This window comes from Prauserella marina (assembly GCF_002240355.1).
GTDB lineage: Bacteria > Actinomycetota > Actinomycetes > Mycobacteriales > Pseudonocardiaceae > Prauserella_A > Prauserella_A marina.
Genome location: NZ_CP016353.1, coordinates 2,878,640 through 2,895,313, shown reverse-complemented (window position 1 = coordinate 2,895,313; position 16,674 = coordinate 2,878,640). Strand labels below are relative to the sequence as shown.

Below are 16,674 nucleotides of genomic sequence, written 5' to 3'. Positions count from 1 at the left end.
GGGATGACCGAGACGACCGGGACTACTCGGAAGTGGCGCGTCGTGGTCGGGTCCGACGACGCCGGATTCGACTACAAGGAAGCGCTCAAGGCGGACCTGGAAGCCAGCGAGCTCGTCGAGTCCGTTGTGGACGTCGGGGTGGACGCGGAGGGACACACCCCGTACCCGACCGTCGCGGTCACCGCGGCCGAACTGATCGCCAAGGGTGAGGCCGACCGCGCGCTACTCGTGTGCGGAACGGGCCTCGGCGTGGCGATCTCGGCCAACAAGGTACCCGGCATCCGCGCCGTCACCGCCCACGACAGCTTCTCCGTCGAGCGTTCCGTACTGAGCAACAACGCACAGGTGCTCACGGTCGGCCAGCGCGTGATCGGACTCGAACTCGCTCGCCGGCTCGCCCGCGAATGGCTCACCTACACCTTCGACGAGAACTCGCCGTCGGCGGAGAAGGTGCGGGTGCTCACCGACTACGAGAGCGTGGGTTCGTGCTGAGTCTCGGTATCAGCCTGAAGCTGTACTTCTCCCACGCCAGGACCCTGGAGTGGAGCAGGGACGTGGCCGCGCTCGCCTCGCACGCGGCGATCGAGGGCGGGCACGCCGAACTGTTCGTGCTGCCCTCGTTCCCGAGCATCCCCGCGGTGGCCGAGATCTTCGCGGGCACGCCGATACGGGTCGGATCACAGGATCTGTCCGCCGAGGACGGCGGCGCGTTTACCGGCGAGGTCGGCGGGCCGCTGCTGCGCGAACTCGGCTGCACCTACGCCGAGGTGGGCCACGCCGAACGGCGGCGCCGCCACGGCGAGGGCGACGCGATCGTCGCGGCAAAAACCAAGGCGGCGCTGCGCAACGACCTGGTGCCGGTGTTGTGCGTCGGTGAGCCGGACCGGGTTCCCTCGGCCGACGCGGCCGAGCACTGTGCCGCCGAGGTGGAGTCCGCGCTCGGCGGTTCACCGGGTCCTGTGCTCGTCGCCTACGAGCCGCACTGGGCGATCGGCGCCGCGCGCCCCGCGCCCGAGTCGCACATCACCGAGGTGTGCGGCACGCTCAAGGACCGCCTCGGTGTCCGCGTGATCTACGGCGGCAGCGCGGGGCCCGGCCTGCTGACCCGGCTCGGCACGTCGGTCGACGGGCTGTTCCTCGGCCGGTTCGCGCACGATCCTGCCGCCGTCGGGAAGGTCCTGGACGAGGCGCTGGCACTGGCGAAGGGGCCCTGATGGCGATCGGACTGAGCACCTACGCGTTCTTCTGGCGTGGCTCAAGCCGGGCCGGGAAACCGCTGACGCTCACGCGAATGCTGGAGCAGACGAGGGAACTCGGGGTGGACGTCTTCCAGATCTGCGACCACCCTCCGCTCGAACAGCTGTCCACAGTGGAGCTCCGGGAACTGCGCGCGGCGGCAAGGGATCTCGGCGTCACCCTCGAACTGGGCACGCGCGGCGTGCGGCCGGGGCACCTGAGGCACTACCTCGACCTCGCCGAAGCGCTCGACGTGACGCTCGTGCGCGGCATGCTCTACTCCGCGACCGACCGGCCGACACTCGCCGAGGCCACCGAATGGCTGCGCGAGGCCATGCCGGGCTACGCCGAACGCGGCGTGACACTCGCGCTGGAAACCTACGAGCAGGTGACCTCTGCCGATCTCGTCGACGTGGTGGAGGCCGTCGGCAGCGACCACCTCGGCATCTGCCTCGATCCGGCCAACTGCGTGGCGAACCTGGAACACCCGAGGCAGGTCGTGGAGACCACCGCCCGGCACGTGGCCAACCTCCACGTCAAGGACTTCGACTTCGCCAGGCAGCCGGGCTGGGTCGGGTTCACGCTCTCGGGCTGCAAGCTCGGCGAGGGGCGCCTCGACTACGGCGCCATGATCGAACGGGTCAGGCCCGGCGAGAAGAACATCAACCAGATCGTGGAGCACTGGCTTCCACCGCGGGACGACTTCGAGACCACCTGCGTACTGGAAGACGAGTGGACGCGGCACAGTGTGGAATTCCTAAGGAGCAACTCATGACAACGGTCACCGTCGTCGGCGCCGGCGGCAAGATGGGCCAGCGCGTTTCCGACAACCTCGCCGACAGCGACTACAGCGTGCGCTACAGCGAGAACTCGGCCAAGGGGCGGGAACTGCTGGCGAGCCAGGGCCGCGAGGTGTCCGACTCGGCCGAAGCCGCGCGCGAGAGCGACGTCGTGATCCTCGCGGTGCCGGACGTCGTACTGGGCACCGTGTCCGAAGCGCTCGTGCCGGAACTCAAGCCGGGCACGATCGTGCTGACCCTCGACCCGGCGGCGGCGTACGCGGGGTTGCTGCACAAGCGCGACGACATCGAGTACGCCGTGGCGCACCCGTGCCACCCCTCGGTGTTCCTTGAGCGCACCACCAAAGAGGAATACGCCGACACCTTCGGCGGTATCGCGGCTCCCCAGGAAGTGGTGGCCGCGTTCGAGTCGGACAACGAGACCGCGCGCGAGCTCGCCGACGCCGTCATCCGCGTCATGTACGCGCCGGTGGTCGACGTCCACTGGGTGAGCGTGAAACAGCTCGCGGTACTGGAGCCGACGCTCGTGGAGACCGTGGCCTGCATGGTCGGCGCACTGCTCAACGAGGCGCTGCACGAGACCGTGCACACCGTCGGCGTGCCCGAGCCCGCCGCGCGCGCCATGCTGCTCGGCCACGTGCAGGTGGCGCTCACCAACACGCTGCGAGGCTCGAACCCGTTCTCCGACGCGTGCCTCATCGCGATGGACTACGGGCGCGAGACCATCGTGAAGGACGACTGGAAGAAGATCTTCGACGACGGCGAACTCGACAAGGTGATCGCGCGGATGCTGAGGATCGACGCGGTGAAGCGCTCCTGACCTGCATCACCCGCCGTTGAGAACACGATCCAGCGCGGCCCGGCCGACGGGTCCCCAGTGGGGTTTGCCTCCGGGAAGGCCCCGGTCGCCGTTCTGTCCCATGAGCATCAGGAACAGGCTCTTCAGAACGGCCAGCCCCCTGGCGCGCCGGATCGCCGCCTCGTCCGCCCGCGCGTATCTTTCGAAGAACCGTGCGGCCGTGCCTTCCGGCAACAGCACCCATGCGGCGGCGAGGTCCCACGCCGGATCGCCCGCGAACAGGTCACCGAAGTCGACGATGCCGGAGAGGGTTCCTCCCGAGACGACGACGTTCGCCGGATGGAGGTCGCCGTGCACCCACACCGGCCAGCCGTCCCACCCGGGGGCCGCGACGGCGTCGGCCCAGACGTCCCGCACTCCGGCGGCGACGATGTCGTCAAGGGCTGCGTGGATGGCCTTGAGGAAGCTCTCGAAGCCATCCGCGCAGTCCCTGGGATGCGCTCCTCGGTCTATGGCGATCGGCGCATCGGCGGGTGCCTCCACGTGGAGCGCCCTGAGGAAGTCCGCCAGCGTGCGGGCCGCGTGGGTACCGCGACTGATCGTCGCGTGATCGAGCGGCTCGCCGGGAACCCACGTCATCACGGTCCAGTGCTTGGGGAAATGCTCGGACGGCTCGCCGAACCGCACCGGGGTGGGCACGGGCAGCGGCAGGTTCGGAGCCAGCACGGGTAGCCACCGCCGCTCCTTGAGCTGGAGCGCAGGGGTGGGGTCCATGCGCTGCATACGTACGACCAACTCGTCCCCGAGACGCCACATCTGGTTGCCCCAGCCACCGGCCACCTCGCGGATGACCAGCCCCGCGAGGTCTGAATGCTGCTCCCTCAGCAGGTCGCGGACCAGGTCCTCGGTGATCTCGATCGTGGCGTCGGTCATGCGACGTCACTGTACTGAGGCGGCCTCACGTGCCGCGCCGGAATCCGGTAGCGGCGGTGACCGTGCCGAGGACGGCGAGAACCGTCGCGCTCCCGATCTCGCGCATCGTCTCGATCAAGCCGAAGGCGAGTCCGCGGCAGCTGGTTGGCCGAGCTTCCCTTCGCGGCCGGTTCAGCGGCGGTAGCTCGGGATGGGCTGCCCGGTGCCGGTGCGGATCAACCGCGGCAGGCTCGTGGTGATGTAGAACGTCCAGCCGTTCGAGCACGCCTCGAAGCATTCGGACCGCGCCGCGCTGAGTCCCCTGTGGGTGAAATGCAGCGTCGTACCCCGCGCGTCGGCGGTGAGGTCGAAGATGACGTCCGTGCCGGTCCACTCGTCGGCGTCGTCGACGAAGGTGAGGCAGGAGTCCACGACGTGCCACACCATCCGCTCGCCGAACGTGACCTCGGCGAGCTGGAACCGGGCGAACCGGATGCCCGGCTTGCCTTCGGCGACCTCACCGGCGTGCGTGAAATCGTCGTGGAAAACGAACTCGTCCCGCTCGGCGACCGTGTCGCCGATGATGTTCTCGCACCACCATCCGCGCACATTCGTGATCGCCGCGAAGACCTCCTCCGGGGGCTGGTCCACGGTCATGGTGGCGCTCAGGTACTCGGTGTTCGACATCGTCGTTGCCTCTCTGTCCGGTGGATTTACCCCACCGACGCGGCAGGCCAGCCCGGATCGACATCGAAACCACAAGAACTTCGGAAATGTTGCCGGAAAACACGGCGGCACCGGTCAGCGGCTTCGGAGTTTTCGGAGTCGCGCGGCCAGGTAACGGCGTTCGGCCTCGGTCGGCGCCAGTTCCAGCGCCTTCTCGTAGAACACGGCGGCCTCGGCGAGGCGGCCGTCCCTGCGGAGAAGATCAGCTCGCGTCGCGGGCAGCAGATAGTAGCCGTCCAGCTCGCCGGACCCGGCGAGCTCGTCGACCAGGGCCAGTCCCGCCGAGATACCCTCGGCCATCGCGATCGCCACGGCCCGGTTGAGGTTCACCACGGGAGAAGGCGCCAGCCGCATCAGCTCGGTGTAGAGCGCGGCGATCTGTGCCCAGTCGGTGGCCTCGGTATCGGCAGCGGTGGCGTGACAGGCGGCGATCGCGGCCTGTACCTGATACGGCCCGGAGCGCCGTGAAGCCAGCGCGTGGTCGAGCGTCGCGACACCTTCGGCGATCAGCGTCCGATCCCACCGCGACCGGTCCTGGTTCTCCAGCGTGACCAGCACGCCGTCATCGGTGCGACTCGTCCTGCGGGCCTCCGACAACAACATCAACGCCAGCAGACCGCGCGCTTCGGGCTCGGCGGGCATCAGCCGGACGAGCATCCTGGCGAGACGGATCCCCTCGACCGCCAGCGCCCTGCACCCGTCCACCTCGTCGTAACCCTCGTTGAAGATCAGGTACAACACCGCGAGAACGGCACTCAGCCGCCTCGGCAGGAGCTCAGCGGGTGGAACGCGATACGGAATCCCCGCCTCGGCGATCTTGCGTTTGGCCCGCACGAGACGCTGCGCCATCGCCGGTTCGGCGGTCAGGAACGCCCTGGCGATCTCCCCCGTGCTCAGCCCGGCCAGCGTGCGCAGCGTCAGGGCGACCCTTGCGGAAAACGGCAGCGCCGGATGACAGCAGGTGAAGATCAACCGCAACCGCTCGTCCGGGATCTCCTCCACTTGCGACACAACCGGATCCCGCTCCAGCACCGCGAGCTGGCGCGCGTTCGCCATGCGCGTCTTGTCCCGCCGCAGCCGGTCGACCGCCCGGTTACGGGCAGCCGTCGTGAGCCACGCGCCCGGCCGCGCCGGAACCCCGTCGCGCGCCCACGTCGCCAGCGCCGCGGCGAACGCATCCTGCGCGCAATCCTCGGCCAGGTCCCAGTCACCGGTCAGCCCGATCAGCGTGGCGACCACCTGACCCCACTCGTTTCGGTATGCCCCGGCGACCGCCGCGCGAACCTCCTCCGGCGCTGTCATCTCGCCGCCTCCGCTGAGAAAAGTACGTCGGCGGTCACCTCGCCGCCTCCGCTGAGAAGGAATACGTCGGCGGTCATTCCCACACCGGACGCACCTCGACACAACCATGACGCGCATAGGGATGCAGCGCCGCCAACGCGATCGCCTCATCCAGATCGGCGCATTCGAGAATGTCGATACCGCCGACGAAATCCTTCGTCTCAGCGAACGGACCATCGGACACCAGCGTCTCGCCATCGCGGACGCGGACCGTGGTCGCACTCGCCACCGGGCGCAGTCGCGCGCCGCCAAGCGTGCCGCCCCGCCGTTCCACTTCCGCCTCATACGCCCGATACGCCGGGTCCGCCGCGATTTCCTCCATCGAAGGCGACACCGTCTCATCGTCACAAATCAGCAACACGTACTTCACGGCCACCACTATGCCCGAGCTGACTCCGAATCGAGACCACGCCTCGACGAGCTGCGGCATGATGTCCCGATGCGACGCGCGGAGATCGAGGCGACGGCGGTCGAGCACGGACTCGGCCGGGTCGTGCGGGTGCACAGGGAGCACGCACCGGCGTCTCTGGCCGCCGGGGTGACAGGAGTGGGCACGCTGGCCGCGGCGATCGTCGCCGGGCTCATCGCGGCGTCCGGCGGACGGTTCTGGCAGTTACCCCTTTTCCTCGCCGCCGTGGCGATCGGCCTGGTGACGCTCTACGTCCACGTCGGACCAGTTCCGGGGACAGGACGGCGCAGGTACGTGGTGGCCGAGCACGGGCTGCTGATCCTCTCGGACCGCGAGAAGCCGGTCGCGATCACCTACGACCAGCGCGAGCGCATTCGCGCGCTCGACCTTCCCGGCACGTGCTCGGTCAGCGATCTGCGCGACGTGCGGCGGCGGCTGGCACCCGGCCGCCGCTGGTCGCGGCGCAGGCTGGTGGGACTGGCCTCCTACGGCCTTGTCGCCGCGCTCGTGGCCGCGTTCGGATGGCCGGTCGGTACCTATGCCGCGCTTGGTCTTCCCCTTGAAAAGTCCGACTTCGCGGCCACGTGTGACGAAGGAGGGGGCGGACACCGCCGCGCCGCTCCCCACGCAGGGGACACGCACCCGATCGCCGCGTTCCTCGACAGTGGCGGTGGTTTCCTCTACGAGGCCGCGGCGTCGGTTCCGCAAGGAACCCCGCTGACCACCGAACCGGCGGACCTCACCGCGGTGCAACTGGTGGCCTGCGCGACCCTCATCGGCTTCGCGTCGAGCACCCCGCTGAGCGAATGCTCCTACAGCGGCGTGGACGACGAGCTCTACCAAGGGCTGTACCGGCTCGACGTCTTCGAAGCCCGCACCGGGCGGAAGGTCGCGTCGTCGCGGCTCGTCGGCAGCACCACCGAAACCTGTCCGCGCCTGCGCACGGTGCCGCGCGGCACACCGCCCGAAAGCCGGGACGTCGCCACCGAAGTGGACACCGTCGACTTCCGGCGGGCACTCGCCCCGCTGCGAGCCACCGGGCCGTGAATCCACGGTGACCACAGTGGACACAGGGTGGTGAACTGCCGCTACCTCGGCGCGCGAAGTGTCGCCGACAGCGCGGCGCACACCTCGTGCAGCGCTGCGAGCCCGGCCGCGATGGCAGGCTGTTCCCGTGAGCCCGACCGGATGGCGGCGATGGCCCTGCGGATCGGGACGGGTGGCGCGCCCACCGGCACACGACGCGTGTCGTGCAGGGCAGGCACCTCGGCCAGCCGGGGAATGAGAGCGACCCCGAAACCGCGAGCGACGAGCGCCGCTCCGGTGTCCCACTCGTCGGCGTAGTGGGCGACCTCGGGCGCGAAACCGGCGCTGGTGCAGGCCAGCATGACCAGTTGGTGGTAGGCGCGTCCGGGATTGCTGCCGATCCAGGGGTCGCCGGCGAGTTCGCTCAACGCGACGTCCGTGCGGCCGACCACCGGGTGTTCGGGACCGACGAGCATGTCCAGTGGTTCTTCGTAGAGGACGTACTGATCGAAGGCTTCGTCGGAGGCCGGAGGGATGTCGGCTGTCGCGACGACCACGACGATGTCGGTGTCGTCGGCCGCGAGCAGGTCGAAGGAGCGGGCCGGTTCCGACTCGCGCAGGTGCAGTCGCAGCGCGGGATGATCGCGGCGCAGTCGCTCCATGGCCTGTGGCACGACGGCCGCTGCCGCCGTGGAGAACCCGCAGAAACGCAGTGTGCCGCCGACTCCGCCGGTGCGGTGCGCGGCCAGATCCGCGCGTGCGCGTTCCCATTGAGCGGCGAGCACCTCACCGTGCGCGAGTAGCGTGCGCGCGGCGGCGGTGAGCCGGACCCCGCGTCCCGCGGGTTCGAGCAGCACCACGCCGAGTTCCCTGGACAGTGCCTGAATCTGGTGTGAGGCCGCCGACGGGGTCATCCGGCAGACCTCCGCCGCGGCGGTCACGGTGTGGTGCCGGTCGATCGCGCGGAGAACGCGCAGGCGCCGATCAATCATGTATCGAACGTACAAGATCGTTAGTTCGATTCTTCGATAGACGTGGACATTTTCCGCACTGACACTGGGAAAACCACCACGTACCGGCGCCAGCGGGTGGGACCTCAGCACTGATCCAGCTCGGATTCCGCAGGAGGAAGCATGTCCCGCTACCGCACGGTCGTCGTCGGTCTCGGCGGCCTTGGCTCGGCGGCGCTGTACCGGCTCGCCACCGAGCTCGGCTCCGGAGTGCTCGGCATCGAGCAGTTCGCGCTCGGCCATCACCGTGGCGCTTCACAGGACCATTCGCGGATCATCAGGCTGGCACAGCACCAGCCCGAGTACGCCGCGATCGCCAGACCCGCCTACAAAGCTTGGGAGGAGATCGAAGCCGAATCCGGTCAGCGGATTTTCACCCGCACCGGGGGGCTGGTCATCGAGGACAGGGAAGCCAGGCGGACAGCCGCGACCGGCAGTCGCAACATCGAGGGCTACACCGCGATGTTCGACCGTTTCGGGGTCGCCTACGAGCTCCTCGACGCCGACGAGCTCGTCGACCGGTGGCCCCAGTTCCGGGTCGGCGGCAGCGAGCAGGCGCTCTACCAAGCCGATTCGGGCATCGTCGACGCCGCCAGGGCCAACGCCGTGCACCTGGCGCTGGCCCGCGCCCACGGAGCCGAGATCAGGGCACACACCCCGGTTCGCGCGGTACGACCGGACGGCGAAGGGGTCGCCGTGGTCACCGGCGACGAGGTGATTCTCGCCGACCGGGTCGTCGTCGCCGCCGACGCCTGGACCAACAAGGTCCTCGCCGAAACCGGAGTGCGGCTGCCGCTGACCGTGCTCCGCGAGCAGGTCACCTACTACGCCACCGCGCATCTCGCCGAGTTCGCACCGGCGAGGTTCCCGGTGTTCATGTGGCACGGCCACCACAACTTCTACGGTTTCCCCGTCTACGGCGAGGTCGCCACCAAACTCGGCCAGCACATGGGCGGGGAGGAGACCACGGCCGACGACCGCTCGTTCGAGCCCGACCCGGTGCGGCGCGAACGCTACGCCGGCTTCGTCGCACGGCACATTCCCCGGTTCGGCGGGCCGGAGCTGTACTCCAGGACCTGCCTCTACACCGTCCCGCCCGACCAGAACTTCATCCTCGACCACCTGCCGGAGCATCCGCAGATCGTCGTCGCCAACGGCGCGGGGCACGCGTACAAGTTCGCCGCCCTCATCGGAGGCGTGCTCACCGACCTCGCGCTCGACCGCGCACCCGCGCACCCGGTCGACGGCTTCACGATCACCCGCCCCGCGCTCACCGACCCCTCGTTCCCGCGCGGCTTCCACATCTGAGCGTCCCGACCGAGAAAGGAGACCCGCCATGACCGCCGAAACCACCACGGCCGGAGCCCTCCCAGCCCGGCCCATCGCCGCGGCCGACTTCACCGACGAGAGCACCTACCGTGCCACCCGCCTGCCCGTCGAGCTGGCTTCGACCCTGATCCCCGACGCCTACACCTCCCCCGAGTTCTTCGCCATCGAACGGGAACGGGTCTTCGCCACCGAATGGGTCGCCGCCGGGTTCGCCGCCGACGTCGACCGTCCCGGCGCCTGCGTCGTCGCCGACATCGCGGGCCGCTCGATCATCGTCACCCGCAACCGGCACGGCGAGCTGCGCGGCTTCCACAACGTCTGCCGCCACCGCGCCACCAGGCTGCTCGGCCAGGACGCCCGCGAGGTGGGCCCACGCGGGCGCATCCGCTGCCCCTACCACAACTGGACCTACGACACCGACGGCACGTGTCTGGGCACGCCGCTTTTCGAAGGCTCCGACGTTCCAGCGGGCCAGGAGACGATCTTCGACACCTCGGTCGCCAAGGGCTTCGACCGCGCCGACTACGGCCTGCTCCCCGTCGCCGTGGACACCTGGGGCCCGTTCGTCTTCGTCAACCTCTCCCCCGCGCCCGCTCCGCTGGCGGCCCAGCTCGGCGACCTCCCGCGCCGCTTCGCCGACTACGCGCTGGACAACTGGGTGCCGCGGCGGCGACGCACCTACGAGGTAGCCGCGAACTACAAGCTCGTCGGCGAGAACTTCATGGAGTACTACCACCTGCCCTGGGTGCATCCCGAACTCAACCAGGTCTCCAAGTTCTCCGATCACTACCGCTGGCAAGGCCCCGGCATGTACACCGGCATGTGCACCACTCCGGTGTCACGCAACACCGAGGCGGGCGGCTGGGACGGCCTGCCCGCGTTCAGTGCGCTCAACGGCACCGACGCCGACAGCGGCCGATTCGTGTGGCTGTTTCCCAGCACCGCGCTCGTCGTTCTGCCCAATCACGCCTTCGTACTGCTCAACCAGCCCGTCGCGGCCGACCGCACGGTCGAAACGGCGGTCCTGCTCACCCACCCGGAATCCGCCGACGATCCGGAAGCCGAGGAAAGCCTCGACCAGCTTGAGAAGTTCTGGGACCTGGTCAACCGCCAGGACCTGGAGATCGTCGAGAAGGTGCAGCAGGGCATCGGCAACCCCGCCTACCGGGGCGGCCGGATGTGCTTCCGGTTCGAGGAACCGCTGCACCGCTTCCAGAACATGGTCATCGACAAGATGCTCGGGAAAGACCGGGTCCCGGAAGGCGACGACCACACCATGACGCGCATGTTCCCGGACCCGGCATGAGTACCGCCACGCGAATCACCGCCGAGCATCACATCGACGGTGACCGGGTTCCGCCCCGCGAGCGCAGGACGATACCCGTCGAAGACCCTTCGACCGGAGAGACGATCGCCCGCGTCGCTCGCGGCGACGCCGCCGACGTCGACCTCGCCGTGCGCACCGCCCGCGCTCGCGCGGACAAGACCCGGCAGACCGCCCCCGTCGAGCGCGGGCGCCTGCTGCGGGCCCTCGCCCGCGCTCTCGACGAAGCCAGCGGCGAGTTCGCCCTGTTGGAAACCCTCGACACCGGCAAGCCGCTTTCCCTTGCGCGCTCGGAGATCGCGGGCTGCGTCGGCTACCTCGACTACTACGCGGGCGCCGCCGACAAGATGCACGGCGAGACGATTCCGATCGGCCAGGCATCGCTGGCTTACACCGTGTCCGAACCGGTCGGCGTCACCGCGCACATCGTCCCGTGGAACGCCCCGCTTTCGATGCTGTGCCGCAGTGTCGCGCCCGCACTGGCGGCGGGAAACACGGCCGTGGTCAAACCCGCCGAGCAAACCCCGCTGACCGCGCTGCGGTTCGCCGAACTCGCGGCAGCGGCCGGCTGCCCGCCGGGCACCCTCAACGTCGTGACCGGACTCGGCGAGGAGGCGGGCCACGCGCTCGCCGCGCATCCCGGGATCGGGTCGCTCACCTTCACCGGCTCGGTGGCAACCGGACGGTCCGTGCTCCGCGCGGCAGCCGAGCACATCACGCCCGTCGTGACCGAACTCGGCGGCAAATCCCCGCAGATCGTGTTCGCCGACGCCGATCTCGATGACGTCGCCGCCCAGGTCGTCACCGGCTTCACCGCCAACACCGGCCAGTACTGCGACGCCGGATCACGCCTGCTCGCCGACCGCCGGATCCACGACGAACTCGTCGCGAGGATCGTCGAAAGAGCTTCGGCACTCACCCTCGGCCCAGGTGAGCGGGATCCCGATCTCGGCCCGCTGATTTCCGCCGAGCACCACCGGCGGGTCTCCGGCTACGTCGAGAAAGGGCACGACGAAGGCGCGAACCTCGCCACCGCGGCGCGCGAACTGCCCGGTCGCGGGTACTTCCTCGCGCCAACCGTGTTCACCGGAGTCACACCCGGCATGCGGATCGCCCGCGAGGAAATCTTCGGGCCGGTTCTCACCGTCCTCGCGTTCGACGACGAGGATCATGCCGCCGAACTCGCCGACGCCACCGACTATGGCCTCGGCGTCGGGATCCACACCAGGGACATCGACAGGGCACTGCGCATGGCCAACCGGGTGAACGCGGGCTACGTCATGATCAACGACTACTTCGCGGGCGGCGTCGCCGTGCCCTTCGGCGGAACCAAGCTCAGCGGCACGGGTCGCGAACGCGGCCTGATCGCCCTCGACAGCTACCGCACCCTCAAGACCGTCGTCGCCAGGATCGGATCCCGCTGACACCGCCGGAGGAGACCGTATGAACCACGCACACCCGAACTCCGCCGAGGTCGTCGTCATCGGCGGCGGGCTCGAAGGCTGCGCCGCCGCGTGGGCGCTGACCCGGCGCGGCGTGACCGACGTGGCCATCGTCGAGCGCCACACCGTCGGTTCCGGCGGCACCGGCAAGTCCTCCGGCGTGGTGCGCTGTCACTACGGCGTCTCCTCGCTCGCCGCGATGGCGGCGCGAAGCCTTGAGGTGTTCGAGAACGCCGAGGACATCCTCGGCACCGGCGTCGGATTCCACCAGACCGGATACGTCGTCGGGGTCGCCGAGAACAACGTCGCCGCCCTGCACGCGTCGATGGCCGGTCAGCGCGCCGTCGGCGTGCGCACCGAAAACGTCGGCCACGACGACGTCGCCGAGCTGTGGCCGACCGCCGACCTCGCTCCGTTCGCGGCCTTCGCGTGGGAACCGCGCGGCGGATACGGCGACGCCTATCAGACCGCGCAGGCCTTCGCCGGTGCCGCCCGCCGCGCCGGAGCCACTCTCCACCAGGCCACCACGGCGAAGTCCGTGCGCACCGAGGGCGGGCGGGTCACCGGCGTCGAACTCACCGAAGGGAGCACCATCGCCACGCGCACGGTGGTGCTGGCCGCCGGGCCGTGGTCGGCCGCGCTGCTCGCTTCACTGGGGATCGAACTGCCGCTCACCGCGCACCGCGAGCAGATCGTCCTCATCGACCCAGGCGGCCCGATCGGCCCGGTCCCGGTGTTCTCGGATCTGGTTTCGCTGCAATACATCCGGCCCGAGGGCACCAACCGGTTGCTTGTCGGCAACTCCGACCTCTCGACGCTCGAACCCGCCGACCCGGACGACTACTCCGATCACGCGGATCCGGCACACATCGAGCGCACCGCCGAGCGGGTCGGCGGCCGGTTGCCGGGCCTGCCCGCGCCTGCCATCGCCGCAACCTACGCGGGCTGCTACGACGTCACGCCGGACTTCAACCCGGTGATTTCCGAAACGCCGATCGAAGGTCTCGTCGTCGCGGCCGGATTCTCCGGCCACGGATTCAAGATCTCTCCTGCCGTCGGCACCCTCGTCGCCGACCTGGTGCTGGAGGGCAAGAGTTCGGACAACGACATTCCCGCAGGAGATTTCCGGCTCTCCCGGTTCGCCGAAGGCGACTTGCTCACCAGCCCTCATCCCTACGCGGGCGCGGGGCAGATGCGCTGAGAACGGAGACCACCATGCACCTGATCATCGCCGAGCGCCGCGACGAAGCCGATGGCGTGATCTCTCTTGTCCTGACTCCCGTCGACAACCGCGAACTGCCGGACTGGACGCCCGGCGCGCACATCGACCTGTTCCTCGATGACGGCCTGGTCCGCCAGTACTCGTTGTGCTCCGACCCCGGCGACCGCGACCGCTGGCGACTCGGGATCCTGCGCGAACCACGCGGTCGCGGCGGATCCGAGCACGTGTTCGACAAACTGCACGCCGGTGACATCGTCGAAGCGAGCGAACCACGCAACCACTTCGAGTTGCGGGAGTCAGCTCGCTACATCTTCATCGCGGGTGGCATCGGGATCACGCCGATCCTGCCCATGATCGGCCACGCCGAGCGGGCCGGTGCACAATGGACGCTGCTCTACGGCGGGCGTGGCCGCCGCTCGATGGCGTTCACGAACCAGCTCTCCCGATACGGGGACCGCGTCACCATCACACCCGAGGACGAACTCGGCCTGCCCGACCTCGCCGGTGCGCTCGGATCACCTGACGAGAAAACGCTCGTCTACGCGTGCGGTCCGGAGCCGTTGCTCGATGCCATCGCCGACCGGATGCACGACTGGCCCGCAGGAAGCCTGCGCACGGAACGCTTCACCCCACGAAGCACGGAACCGGCGATCGGCCAGTCCTTCCAGGTCGAGTTCCATGCCAGTGGAATCACCGCGACCGTGCCTCCGGATCGCAGCATCCTGACCGTCGCCGAAGAGGCTGGCGTCATTGTGGACTGGTCGTGCAGGGAGGGCACCTGCGGCTCGTGCGAGACGGCACTGCTCGACGGTACGGCAGAGCACCGCGACTCCGTGCTGACCGGGCCGGAACAACAAGCCCAGGACTGCATGATGATCTGTGTCTCCCGCGCCGCGCCCGGTTGTCCGCTGCTGCGACTCGACCTCTGACCACGACGGGATCCGGATCCATGAGAATCGCCGAAATCCACCTCTACCGGCACGACCTGCCGGTCCTCGGCGGACCCTTCACGCTCGCCAACGCGGAGGTCCGGCTTCTGTCCACGACGCTGCTCAAGCTGGTGGCCGACAACGGGCTGGTCGGCTGGGGCGAGACGTGCCCGATCGGCCCCACCTACGCCGAGGCTCATGCCGCGGGTGCCGTGGCCGCGCTCGGTGAAATGGCCCCCGGTCTGCTCGGTGCCGAGGTCTGGCCGGTGCCGTTGCACCGGCGTATGGCCGGGCTGCTCGACGGTCACCACTATGCGAAGGCCGCCGTCGACATCGCCGCCCACGACCTGCTGGGCAAGCATCTCGGCGTCAGCGTGTCCGAGCTTCTTGGTGGCGCGCTGACCGATCGGGTGCCGTCCTACTACTCCACCGGCGTCGGCTCTCCGGACGACACCGCGCGTCTGGCGGCGAGGAAGCGAGCGGAAGGATATCCAAGGCTGCAGGTCGAGATCGGCGGTCGGGCGGTCGAGGAAGACATCGAAACCGTCCGCAAGGTCTGGGAGGTCATCCGGGGGTCGGGGATGCGGCTGGCCGTGGATGGCAACCGCGGCCTGACCACGCGCGACGCCCTGCGACTCAGCGGGGAATGCCGGGACATCCCTTTCGTCTTGGAACAACCTTGCGGCACCGTCGAAGAGTTGCGCGCGATCCGTCCGCGGATCAACCATGCTTTGTATTTGGACGAGAACGGCACGAGTCTGAACACCGCACTCACCACCGCCGGTAGCGGGTTGGTCGACGGGTTCGGCATGAAGGTCACCCGTATCGGCGGTCTGCATCCGATGCGAGCGTTCCGCGATCTGTGTGCGGCGAGGAACCTGCCGCACACCTGCGACGATTCCTGGGGCGGCGACATCATCGCCGCCGCCTGTACCCACGTCGGCGCGACGGTCGCACCGGAGCTGATGGAGGGCGTCTGGCTGGCGGCCGACTACATCGAAGGCCACTACGACCAGGAGAACGGCGTCCGCGCCGAGGGTGGCTACATCAAGCGACCCCAGGGGCCGGGCCTCGGCATCGTGCCCGACGAGACCCTGTTCGGTGTTCCCGAGATGTCCTTCTGATCACGAGGTCACTCCGGCTCTCTTGCATAGAACACGGCGATCAGGTCGGTGGTGAGTAACATCCAAGCGGAACTAATGGGGATTTCCCATTCTGTCGGCCCTGCCGACACGACAAAGCGGCTACGCGAGCGCGAAACCGGCGAGTGACTGAGTGAGCGCGTCGAGCACGGCGGCGCGGAATGGTCCGAGCGCCGGGCTGGCCGGGCCGGGCCGGGTGAGCAGGACGATGGCCGCGCGTTCACCTTCGAGGGGAACGAAGCGCACGCCACCGGTGCGCAGGGTCTGGGCCGAGGCGGCCAGCCGGGTGATGCCGACTCCGGCGGCGACCAGGGCCAGTAAGCCTTGCGGGGTGGTGCCGCGCCGGTCGATGTGCGGGCGGTACCCGGCCGCGGCGAAATCGGCGTCGTACTGGCGATGCCACGGCGGCCATGACGTACGTGGTGTCATCACCCATCGTTCGTTGGCCAGATCGGCCAGCCGCAGTGTCTGGTTGTTCGCCAGGCGGTGACCGTCGGGCAGCGCGATCACCACGCCTTCGGAGCCGAGCAGGTCGCTGTTCAGGTCCTCGACGAGAGGTGGCCGGGTGATCGCCGCGTCGAGGGTGCCGCCACGCACCCCGGCGACCAGTTCGGCGATGGGAAGATCCTCGGTATTCAGCTCGACGGCCGGATGCCGTTGCGCGAACACGTTGACGACCGGTGGCATGACTTCGTTGGCCAGCGAGGAAAGGAACCCGACGCGCAATTCCAGGTTGTCGCCGCGCGCGCTTCTGACGACCGTGTCCATCGCCCGCCGCGCCGAGCCCAGCAGCGGTACGGCTTCCCGGAGAAGGACCTCGCCGACCGCGGTCAGCGTGACGCCCCGGCTGGAGCGCTCCAGCAACGCCGCTCCGACCCGTGCTTCGAGAATGCGCATCTGCGTCGACAGTGATTGCTGGGAAATGTGCAGTCGTGCCGCGGCGCGGGTGATGCTGCGCTCCTCGGCGATGACGACGAAGGACCGCAGCACGCGGAGGTCGGGCAACTCGGACATGGTGGCCACAGTC

General features: G+C 69.1%; 17 protein-coding genes. 11 read left to right on the top strand and 6 right to left on the bottom strand.

Annotated elements, in window-relative coordinates; all coding sequences use genetic code 11:
* Positions 1-3: 3 nt before the first annotated feature.
* From BAY61_RS13495 to BAY61_RS13480, 4 genes are read left to right on the top strand one after another with little or no spacing between them, the layout of a single operon-like run.
* On the top strand, positions 4-492 hold the full coding sequence (locus BAY61_RS13495; RefSeq protein WP_091798895.1) for a ribose-5-phosphate isomerase: 489 nt from the start codon (positions 4-6) through the stop codon (positions 490-492).
* A complete protein-coding gene (locus BAY61_RS13490; RefSeq protein ID WP_245866069.1) occupies positions 486-1,214 on the top strand; it encodes a triose-phosphate isomerase family protein in 729 nt (242 codons plus the stop codon). The genes BAY61_RS13495 and BAY61_RS13490 overlap by 7 nt, the downstream gene beginning before the upstream one ends.
* Complete coding sequence (locus BAY61_RS13485; RefSeq protein ID WP_091797776.1) at positions 1,214-2,011, top strand: sugar phosphate isomerase/epimerase family protein; 798 nt, start codon at positions 1,214-1,216, stop codon at positions 2,009-2,011. The genes BAY61_RS13490 and BAY61_RS13485 overlap by 1 nt, the downstream gene beginning before the upstream one ends.
* Positions 2,008-2,856: a phosphogluconate dehydrogenase C-terminal domain-containing protein gene (locus BAY61_RS13480; protein WP_091797773.1), complete on the top strand. Its 849-nt coding sequence runs from the start codon at positions 2,008-2,010 to the stop codon at positions 2,854-2,856. Before BAY61_RS13485 ends, BAY61_RS13480 begins: the two co-directional genes overlap by 4 nt.
* A gap of 6 nt (positions 2,857-2,862) precedes the next feature.
* Here BAY61_RS13480 and BAY61_RS13475 read toward each other — a convergent pair whose 3' ends face one another.
* The 4 genes from BAY61_RS13475 to BAY61_RS13460 all read right to left on the bottom strand — a co-directional run bounded on the left by BAY61_RS13475 (position 2,863) and on the right by BAY61_RS13460 (position 6,184).
* On the bottom strand, positions 2,863-3,768 hold the full coding sequence (locus BAY61_RS13475; RefSeq protein ID WP_091797770.1) for an aminoglycoside phosphotransferase family protein: 906 nt from the start codon (positions 3,766-3,768) through the stop codon (positions 2,863-2,865).
* A gap of 171 nt (positions 3,769-3,939) precedes the next feature.
* A complete protein-coding gene (locus BAY61_RS13470; RefSeq protein ID WP_091797767.1) occupies positions 3,940-4,434 on the bottom strand; it encodes an SRPBCC family protein in 495 nt (164 codons plus the stop codon).
* 114 nt (positions 4,435-4,548) lie between these two features.
* Entirely contained in the window at positions 4,549-5,775 is a 1,227-nt protein-coding gene (locus tag BAY61_RS13465) for an RNA polymerase sigma factor (RefSeq protein WP_091797764.1), read from the bottom strand.
* 73 nt (positions 5,776-5,848) lie between these two features.
* On the bottom strand, positions 5,849-6,184 hold the full coding sequence (locus tag BAY61_RS13460) for a YciI family protein (RefSeq protein WP_091798892.1): 336 nt from the start codon (positions 6,182-6,184) through the stop codon (positions 5,849-5,851).
* A gap of 69 nt (positions 6,185-6,253) precedes the next feature.
* Between BAY61_RS13460 and BAY61_RS13455 the strand changes: the two genes are divergently transcribed.
* Positions 6,254-7,270 (top strand): hypothetical protein, encoded by a 1,017-nt coding sequence (locus BAY61_RS13455; protein WP_091797761.1) that lies wholly within the window; start codon positions 6,254-6,256, stop codon positions 7,268-7,270.
* A 41-nt stretch (positions 7,271-7,311) separates the two neighbouring features.
* Here BAY61_RS13455 and BAY61_RS13450 read toward each other — a convergent pair whose 3' ends face one another.
* The gene (locus BAY61_RS13450; RefSeq protein WP_091797758.1) at positions 7,312-8,241 is read right to left on the bottom strand and encodes a LysR family transcriptional regulator; all 930 of its coding nucleotides are present in this window, start codon (positions 8,239-8,241) and stop codon (positions 7,312-7,314) included.
* 141 nt (positions 8,242-8,382) lie between these two features.
* Here BAY61_RS13450 and solA point away from each other — a divergent pair, with 141 nt between their 5' ends.
* From solA to BAY61_RS13420, 6 genes are read left to right on the top strand one after another with little or no spacing between them, the layout of a single operon-like run.
* The gene (gene solA / locus BAY61_RS13445; RefSeq protein ID WP_091797755.1) at positions 8,383-9,567 is read left to right on the top strand and encodes an N-methyl-L-tryptophan oxidase; all 1,185 of its coding nucleotides are present in this window, start codon (positions 8,383-8,385) and stop codon (positions 9,565-9,567) included.
* 28 nt (positions 9,568-9,595) lie between these two features.
* Positions 9,596-10,894 carry an aromatic ring-hydroxylating oxygenase subunit alpha gene (locus BAY61_RS13440; RefSeq protein ID WP_091797754.1) on the top strand — a complete coding sequence of 433 codons (1,299 nt, stop codon included), beginning with the start codon at positions 9,596-9,598 and terminating at the stop codon, positions 10,892-10,894.
* Positions 10,891-12,336 (top strand): aldehyde dehydrogenase family protein, encoded by a 1,446-nt coding sequence (locus BAY61_RS13435; protein ID WP_091797751.1) that lies wholly within the window; start codon positions 10,891-10,893, stop codon positions 12,334-12,336. The genes BAY61_RS13440 and BAY61_RS13435 overlap by 4 nt, the downstream gene beginning before the upstream one ends.
* Before the next feature lie 19 nt (positions 12,337-12,355).
* Positions 12,356-13,555 carry an NAD(P)/FAD-dependent oxidoreductase gene (locus tag BAY61_RS13430; RefSeq protein ID WP_091797748.1) on the top strand — a complete coding sequence of 400 codons (1,200 nt, stop codon included), beginning with the start codon at positions 12,356-12,358 and terminating at the stop codon, positions 13,553-13,555.
* 14 nt (positions 13,556-13,569) lie between these two features.
* Positions 13,570-14,505 carry a PDR/VanB family oxidoreductase gene (locus BAY61_RS13425; protein WP_091797745.1) on the top strand — a complete coding sequence of 312 codons (936 nt, stop codon included), beginning with the start codon at positions 13,570-13,572 and terminating at the stop codon, positions 14,503-14,505.
* 20 nt (positions 14,506-14,525) lie between these two features.
* Complete coding sequence (locus tag BAY61_RS13420; protein ID WP_091797742.1) at positions 14,526-15,629, top strand: mandelate racemase/muconate lactonizing enzyme family protein; 1,104 nt, start codon at positions 14,526-14,528, stop codon at positions 15,627-15,629.
* A gap of 120 nt (positions 15,630-15,749) precedes the next feature.
* On the opposite strand, the gene BAY61_RS13415 is transcribed toward BAY61_RS13420, so the two are convergent.
* Positions 15,750-16,661, bottom strand: coding sequence for a LysR family transcriptional regulator (locus tag BAY61_RS13415; protein WP_091798889.1), 912 nt, complete (start codon positions 16,659-16,661; stop codon positions 15,750-15,752).
* Positions 16,662-16,674: the final 13 nt, after the last annotated feature.

Coding starts and splice junctions, on each gene's coding strand:
- BAY61_RS13435 (WP_091797751.1), top strand. CDS start 10,891: ATGAGTACCGCCACGCGAATCACCGCCGAGCATCACATCGACGGTGAC.
- BAY61_RS13475 (WP_091797770.1), bottom strand. CDS start 3,768: ATGACCGACGCCACGATCGAGATCACCGAGGACCTGGTCCGCGACCTG.
- BAY61_RS13420 (WP_091797742.1), top strand. CDS start 14,526: ATGAGAATCGCCGAAATCCACCTCTACCGGCACGACCTGCCGGTCCTC.
- BAY61_RS13485 (WP_091797776.1), top strand. CDS start 1,214: ATGGCGATCGGACTGAGCACCTACGCGTTCTTCTGGCGTGGCTCAAGC.
- BAY61_RS13430 (WP_091797748.1), top strand. CDS start 12,356: ATGAACCACGCACACCCGAACTCCGCCGAGGTCGTCGTCATCGGCGGC.
- BAY61_RS13470 (WP_091797767.1), bottom strand. CDS start 4,434: ATGTCGAACACCGAGTACCTGAGCGCCACCATGACCGTGGACCAGCCC.
- solA (WP_091797755.1), top strand. CDS start 8,383: ATGTCCCGCTACCGCACGGTCGTCGTCGGTCTCGGCGGCCTTGGCTCG.
- BAY61_RS13455 (WP_091797761.1), top strand. CDS start 6,254: ATGCGACGCGCGGAGATCGAGGCGACGGCGGTCGAGCACGGACTCGGC.
- BAY61_RS13480 (WP_091797773.1), top strand. CDS start 2,008: ATGACAACGGTCACCGTCGTCGGCGCCGGCGGCAAGATGGGCCAGCGC.
- BAY61_RS13440 (WP_091797754.1), top strand. CDS start 9,596: ATGACCGCCGAAACCACCACGGCCGGAGCCCTCCCAGCCCGGCCCATC.
- BAY61_RS13495 (WP_091798895.1), top strand. CDS start 4: ATGACCGAGACGACCGGGACTACTCGGAAGTGGCGCGTCGTGGTCGGG.
- BAY61_RS13465 (WP_091797764.1), bottom strand. CDS start 5,775: ATGACAGCGCCGGAGGAGGTTCGCGCGGCGGTCGCCGGGGCATACCGA.
- BAY61_RS13450 (WP_091797758.1), bottom strand. CDS start 8,241: ATGATTGATCGGCGCCTGCGCGTTCTCCGCGCGATCGACCGGCACCAC.
- BAY61_RS13415 (WP_091798889.1), bottom strand. CDS start 16,661: ATGTCCGAGTTGCCCGACCTCCGCGTGCTGCGGTCCTTCGTCGTCATC.
- BAY61_RS13425 (WP_091797745.1), top strand. CDS start 13,570: ATGCACCTGATCATCGCCGAGCGCCGCGACGAAGCCGATGGCGTGATC.